The 2,537-nt window shown below is 76.3% G+C and carries 3 protein-coding genes; 1 reads left to right on the top strand and 2 read right to left on the bottom strand.

Annotated features, from left to right (window positions below; translation table 11 throughout):
- The coding region (locus tag C6N75_RS28265) for a transcription antitermination factor NusB (RefSeq protein ID WP_105871695.1) at positions 1-953 on the bottom strand (953 nt) is incomplete at its 3' end.
- Positions 954-987: 34 nt separating this feature from the next.
- Positions 988-1,932, bottom strand: a complete 945-nt coding sequence (gene fmt / locus C6N75_RS28260) for a methionyl-tRNA formyltransferase (RefSeq protein WP_105871694.1) — start codon at positions 1,930-1,932, stop codon at positions 988-990.
- A gap of 269 nt (positions 1,933-2,201) precedes the next feature.
- Between fmt and C6N75_RS28255 the strand changes: the two genes are divergently transcribed.
- Positions 2,202-2,537: hypothetical protein (locus tag C6N75_RS28255; RefSeq protein WP_105871693.1), on the top strand; the 336-nt coding region annotated here is incomplete at its 3' end.

Genomic DNA, 2,537 nt, shown 5'->3' with positions numbered 1-2,537 from the left:
CGGTGCGGCTGCTTCTCGGCGGCCAGCAGGCTCGCGCCGCGCCCGGCGGCCAGCGCGCCGAGCAGCGCCGCCTTGCCGCCGGGCCCGGCGCAGCCGTCGAGCCACCGCCGGTCCGGGCCCTCGATCGGGGCGTTGGCCAGCGCGGCCGCCACGAGCTGGCTGCCCTCGTCCTGCACGCCGGCCCGCCCGTCGGCGACCGCCTCCAGCGCGCCCGGCTCACCGCCCTCGGCCAGCCGTACCGCGTACGGCGACCAGCGCCCGGGCAGCGCGTCCTCGCCGACCGCCGCGAGCAGTTCGTCGCGGTCGATCCGGCCGGGACGCGCCACCAGCGTCACCTCGGGCCGTTCGTTGTCGGCCTCCAGCAGGTCCTCGATGCCGGCCCGGCCGCCGCCCAGCGCGTCCCACAGCGCCGACACCACCCAGCGCGGGTGCGAGTGCACCACGGCCAGGTGGTCCTCGGCGTCCTCCTCGTAAGGCGGCGCGACCTCCGCCAGCCAGCCGTCCAGATCCCGCTGCGCGATCCGCCGCAGCACCGCGTTGACGAACTTGGCGCGCCCGTCGCCGAGCACCACCCGGGCCAGCTCCACGCTCGCCGACACCGCCGCGTGCGTCGGGATGCGGGTGCCGAGCAACTGGTGCGCGCCGAGCGACAGCACGTCCAGCACCGGCGGGTCCACCTCGCGCAGAGGCCGGTCCACGCAGGCCGCGATCACCGCGTCGTAGGTGCCCTGCCGGCGCAGCGTGCCGTACACCAGCTCGGTGGCCAGCGCCGCGTCCCGCGCCTCGAACCCCTCGTTCTCCCGCGCCTTGCGCAGCAGCGGCGGCAGGACGAGGTTGGCGTAGGCGTCGCGCTCGTCCACCGCCCTCAGCGCCTCGAAGGCCAGCATCCGCACCGGGTCCTTCTTCGGGCGGCGGTACGGCTGGGAGGGACGGCGACGGGACTGCTCGCTCAAAAGGTGCTCCGCGAATCGAAAAGGCTGAACCCTCTCAGCCTACGTCCCCGGCCGCCAGCTTCTCCCCCGGGGCGATCCGCACCCCGCGGGCCCAGTCCGCGCCGCGCATGGGCTTCCTGCCCTGCGGCTGCACCCACAGCAGCTCCACCGCGTGCGAGCCGGTGCCGGCCCAGACGTTGTTCTTGGCCACCGCCAGCTCGCCCGGCGCGAGGTCGGTCCGCTCCGGCGCCGGCAGCGCCTGCACCACCTTCAGCCGCTCGCCGCGGAACACCGTCCACGCGCCCGGGGCGGGCGTGCAGCCGCGCACCACCCGGTCCACCCGCAGCGCGGGCGCGGCGAAGTCCAGCCGGGCGTCCTCCACGGTGATCTTCGGGGCGAGGCTGACCCCGTCGGCCGGCTGGGGCACGGCGTGCAGCGCGCCGTCCTCGATCCCGTCCATGGTCGCGGCCAGCAGCCCGGCCCCGGCGAACGCCAGCCGGGTCAGCAGGTCCCCGCTGGTGTCGGTCGGCCGCACGTCCTCGGTCACCACGCCGTACACCGGGCCCGAGTCCAGCCCCTCCTCGATCAGGAAGGTGGACGCGCCCGTGGTCTCGTCCCCCGCCATGATCGAGTGCTGTACGGGGGCGGCGCCCCGCCAGGCCGGCAGCAGCGAGAAGTGCAGGTTCACCCATCCTCGGGCCGGCACGTCCAGCGCGACCTTCGGCAGCAGCGCCCCGTACGCCACCACCGGGCAGCAGTCCGGCGCGATCTCGCGCAGCCGGGCCAGGAAGTCCTCGTCCCGCGGCCGGGCCGGCTTGAGCACCTCGATGCCGGCCTCCTCGGCCCGCTGGGCGACCGGGCTGGCCACCAGCTTGCGCCCGCGCCCCGCGGGCGCGTCGGGCCGCGTCACGACGGCGGCCACCTCGTGCCGCCCGGAGGCGATCAGGGCGTCCAGAGCGGGTACGGCGACCTCGGGGGTGCCTGCGAAGACGAGCTTCATCGGGGGCTGGCTGCCTGTCTGTTGCGGTCGGGCGATGGGCGGCGACCAGTCTAGTCGCGGCCCGCGGGCCGCCTGCGGGCCGCCGCGAGCGTGCGCGGCGCCGCAGCGCCCGGGAGTGCGGCGGGCGTCCGGCGGCGCGCGCATATGCGGATACGCCCCCGCAGCGTGACCCCGCCGACCGTGGCGCGTTGGTCAAGGCGGATTGACCGACCAAGGGCCGCCGCGTCGCGCGGCGCGCCCTTTCCGACGCCGGTTCGAGAGGCTTCCCCATGGCCGACCACGCCACCCACGACGCCCAGGCCCGGGCCAGCCTGCACCTGCTGGTGCGGGACATCGAGCGGGTCCGCCGGCAGGTGGACGCCCTGCGCACGCTCACCGCACAGCTCGGCAACGTCTACCGTCCACGCCGGTCCGGACCCGCCACCGGGTTCGTCGTCTACGGGCGGGCCCCCGCGCCGACCGTCCGCCTCGCGCAGGAGCTGCGGGACAGCGTCGAGACCCTGGTGACCGCCGCGGTGGACTTCGACCGCTCGCTCGGCTTCTCGTGGGACGCGGTGGGTTCGGCTCTCGGGGTCACCAAGCAGGCGGTCCACCGCCGCTACGGC

Source organism: Streptomyces solincola (assembly GCF_002982015.1).
GTDB lineage: Bacteria > Actinomycetota > Actinomycetes > Streptomycetales > Streptomycetaceae > Streptomyces > Streptomyces solincola.
Note: the sequence above shows the minus strand (reverse complement) of the source record. Positions and strands in the feature narration are given on the sequence as shown.

Excerpts from the sequence above, each read along its gene's own strand:
- fmt (WP_105871694.1), bottom strand. The coding sequence starts at position 1,932 with ATGAAGCTCGTCTTCGCAGGCACCCCCGAGGTCGCCGTACCCGCTCTG.